Origin of the sequence: Pseudonocardia pini, assembly GCF_013870575.1 — a bacterium.
Taxonomy (GTDB): Bacteria; Actinomycetota; Actinomycetes; order Mycobacteriales; family Pseudonocardiaceae; genus Pseudonocardia; species Pseudonocardia pini.
The window spans coordinates 1-3166 of record NZ_JACBXB010000668.1; the positions used below are offsets into that span (position 1 = coordinate 1).

4 protein-coding genes are annotated in these 3166 nt (G+C 73.7%); 2 read left to right on the plus strand and 2 right to left on the minus strand.

Annotated elements, in window-relative coordinates:
• Both H5J29_RS26870 and hemE read right to left on the minus strand, forming a co-directional pair.
• Positions 1 to 294 (minus strand): NAD(P)-binding protein (locus H5J29_RS26870; RefSeq protein WP_181783794.1); only part of this gene is annotated, 294 nt, incomplete at its 3' end.
• Entirely contained in the window at positions 291 to 1340 is a 1050-nt protein-coding gene (gene hemE / locus H5J29_RS26875; RefSeq protein ID WP_181783792.1) for a uroporphyrinogen decarboxylase, read from the minus strand. The genes hemE and H5J29_RS26870, both read right to left, overlap by 4 nt.
• A gap of 138 nt (positions 1341 to 1478) precedes the next feature.
• Here hemE and H5J29_RS26880 point away from each other — a divergent pair, with 138 nt between their 5' ends.
• A complete protein-coding gene (locus tag H5J29_RS26880; protein ID WP_312858429.1) occupies positions 1479 to 2054 on the plus strand; it encodes a DUF3000 domain-containing protein in 576 nt (191 codons plus the stop codon).
• Positions 2055 to 2384: 330 nt separating this feature from the next.
• Positions 2385 to 3038, plus strand: a complete 654-nt coding sequence (locus H5J29_RS26885) for a LuxR C-terminal-related transcriptional regulator (protein ID WP_181783795.1) — start codon at positions 2385 to 2387, stop codon at positions 3036 to 3038.
• The last annotated feature ends 128 nt before the right edge of the window (positions 3039 to 3166 follow it).

Here is a 3166-nt window from a genome sequence, read left to right on the forward strand (position 1 = left end):
TCGACCGTGCCCTGTTCGGGGGATCACCCGACGAGGTCCCGGAGACCTACCGCACACGACCTCCGCGGCGAGCCCCAGCTCCGCGAGCAGCGCGGGGACCTCGGGGCGGCGGGCGAGGAAGGCCTCGGCGCCGACGTCGAACGGACGGCCCGCCAGGTCGACCGTGTGCAGGACCCCGCCGATCCGGTCCCGCTGCTCCAGCACGACGATCTCCGCCGCCGGGCCCAGCAGGACCCGCAACCGGTGAGCGGCGGCCAGACCCGAGATGCCGGCCCCGACGATCGCGAGCCTCAGAGCGAGTGCACCAGCTCGACGGTGCGGGTGATCATGTCCGGGTCCGTGCCCGGCAGCACCCCGTGGCCCAGGTTGAACACGTGCGCGGGGGCGTGCCGCCCCTCCGCGGCGATGCGGCGGACCTCGCCGGAGACCGAGTCGAAGTCCGCGAACAGCAGCGCGGGGTCGAGGTTGCCCTGCACCGGCAGCCCCCCGGCCCGCTCGGACGCCACGTCGAGCGGGGTGCGCCAGTCCACCCCGATGACGTCCGCCCCCGCCTCGGCCATGGCCCCCAGCAGCGAGCCGGTGCCGACGCCGAAGTGGAACCGGGGGACCGACGTGATCCGGTCCAGCACCGACGCCGAGTGCGGCAGCACGAACCGGCGGTAGTCCCGCTCGGACAGCGCGCCCGCCCAGGAGTCGAAGAGCTGCACCGCGTCGACCCCCGCGGCGATCTGCGCCTCCAGGAAGGTGGCCGTGATCTGCGCGAGGTGCGCCATGAGCGCGTGCCAGATGTCCGGCGCGGAGTACATGAGGGCCTTGGTCCGCTCGTGGTTGCGGCTCGGGCCGCCCTCCACCAGGTACGACGCGAGCGTGAACGGCGCCCCCGCGAACCCGATCAGCGGGGTGTCCCCCAGCTCGCGCAGCAGCAGCCCCACCGCATCGGTGACCTGCTTGACCTGTGCGGCGGCGAGCGCGGGCAGCGCCACGACGTCCGCCGCGGTGCGGACCGGCGAGGCCACGACGGGACCGGTGCCGGGCACGATGTCCACGCCGATGCCCGCCGCGTACAGCGGGACGACGATGTCCGAGAACAGGATCGCCGCGTCCACCCCGTGCCGCCGGACCGGCTGCATCGTGATCTCGGTGGTGAGCTCCGGGTCGAAGCAGGCCTGCAGCATCGAGGTGTCGGTGCGCAGCGCGCGGTACTCCGGCAGCGACCGGCCCGCCTGGCGCATGAACCACACCGGCAACCGGTCCGGCCGCTCGCCGCGCGCGGCCGCGAGGAACGACGAGGCCGGCAGGGTGCGCCGGGCGCGGGCGGGGGTGTCGGTCGCGGGGTTCATCGCCCGCCATGGTCCCATGTCCGGGAGCGCTCCCGCAGATCGACCCGATCGGAGCGCGGCGCGCCTGTCGCGGTGGCCCCCACCACCCACCTACAGTCCCCGCTCGTGCCCGATCCGTCCGCCTCACCACCGGCTTCCGTGCCCGCGCCCTTCGCGCACGCGGTCGCCTCGCTGGCCGCCGTCCGGCCCCGGCCCGAGCTGGTGGTCCGTCCGCTCGAGGCGCCGCCCCGGCTCGCGCCCCACAGCTGGGCGATGAGCGTGGAGGCCGACATCGTCCACCGCGGCGACGGCACCGACGACCTCGACGAGCCGGACACCTCCGGCCGACTGATCCTGCTGCACGACCCGGCGGGCCAGGAGGCCTGGGAGGGCACGTTCCGCTTCGTCTGCTTCGTGCAGGCGCGGCTCGAACGCGAACAGCTCGGCGACGAGATGCTGCCCGTGATCGCCTGGTCCTGGCTCACCGAGGCGCTCGACGGGCACGCGGCGGGCCATCGCGCGCTGGGCGGCACCGTGACCCAGACGTCGTCGGTCCGGTTCGGGGACATCGCGGGCCCCGCGCGAGACGACGACGTGGAGCTGCGAGCCTCCTGGAGCCCGCTGCCGGGCGACGGCGACCTCGCCGCGCACGCCGCCGCGTTCTGCCAGTTGGTGGCGACTGCGGCGGGTCTGCCGCCGATCGGGGTGCGGACGCTTGCGCAGCGAAGCGGTTAGCGCCGAACGGTCGCAGAGCGTTGACGGCCGTGAACCCGCTGGTCACGAACCCGATACGCAGCGTCGATCACCCGGATGGGGGCATCAGCGCCGACAACGCTGTAACTTTCACCCGGAGAAGTTCGATCGGATACACGACGTTAGACCGCTTGGGGGGCTACAGTTCCTCCACGACACCTCCTCGGGCGGTCGGGCACCACTCTCCGTCCCGCACCGGGGTCCCGGTGTTGGTCGGGGGGCAACGACCGACTCCAGGGAGGTAGTGACGTGGCCGTAGTAGGCCAGGGCACACCCTTGCGCGGCACCTCCGGTGCCGTGCTCCAACCCGCGATGGTTCCTCATCCGCGGGAAGAACAGTTCTCGGTGCTGGTGGTCGACGACCACCCGCTCCTGCGGGAGGCCATAGCGGCCCGGCTCCGCTCGATGGGTGCGGGCACGGTGCACGAGGCGGCCTCGGTCGCCGAGGCCCGGGCCCGGGCGTTGGCCAACGGTCCGTGCGATCTGGCGATCCTCGACCTCGGCCTGCCGGACGGCAGCGGGCTCGACCTCGTCACGGAGCTGCGCCAGCTCGGCTGGAACCGCCTCGTGGTGCTCGCCAGCTCGGACGACCCGTACGCGGTCCGGTCGGCCTTCCAGGCGGGCGCTCAGGCCTACCTGCTGAAGTCGGCGTCGCCCGCGGTGGTGACCGACGGCGTCAAGCGGGTGCTCGACGGCGGCGTCTACGCCGACCCGACGGTCGCCCCGCTGCTCGCCACGGGCACGCGCGTGCCGGGCACCGACAACACCCCGCGGGAGCTCTCGGCCCGCGAGGTCGAGGTGCTGCAGCTCGTGGCGGACGGGCAGTCCAACAAGGAGATCGGCGAGGCCCTGAACCTCTCCGCGCTCACCGTCAAGAGCCACCTCTCCCGGATCGGGCGCAAGCTCGGCACCGGTGACCGTGCCCAGATGGTCGCGCTCGCGATGAGAGCAGGGGTCATCCGCTGAGTTCGAGCGCACGAGAGCGAGCGCGCGGAGCCGATCGGTGACGTCGCACGACCAGGGGGGAGGGCCGGCTCCGCGGCAGGACAGCGCGGAGGCCGGTCCCCTCGCCGTGCCCTTCTCCGCGGGCCCCA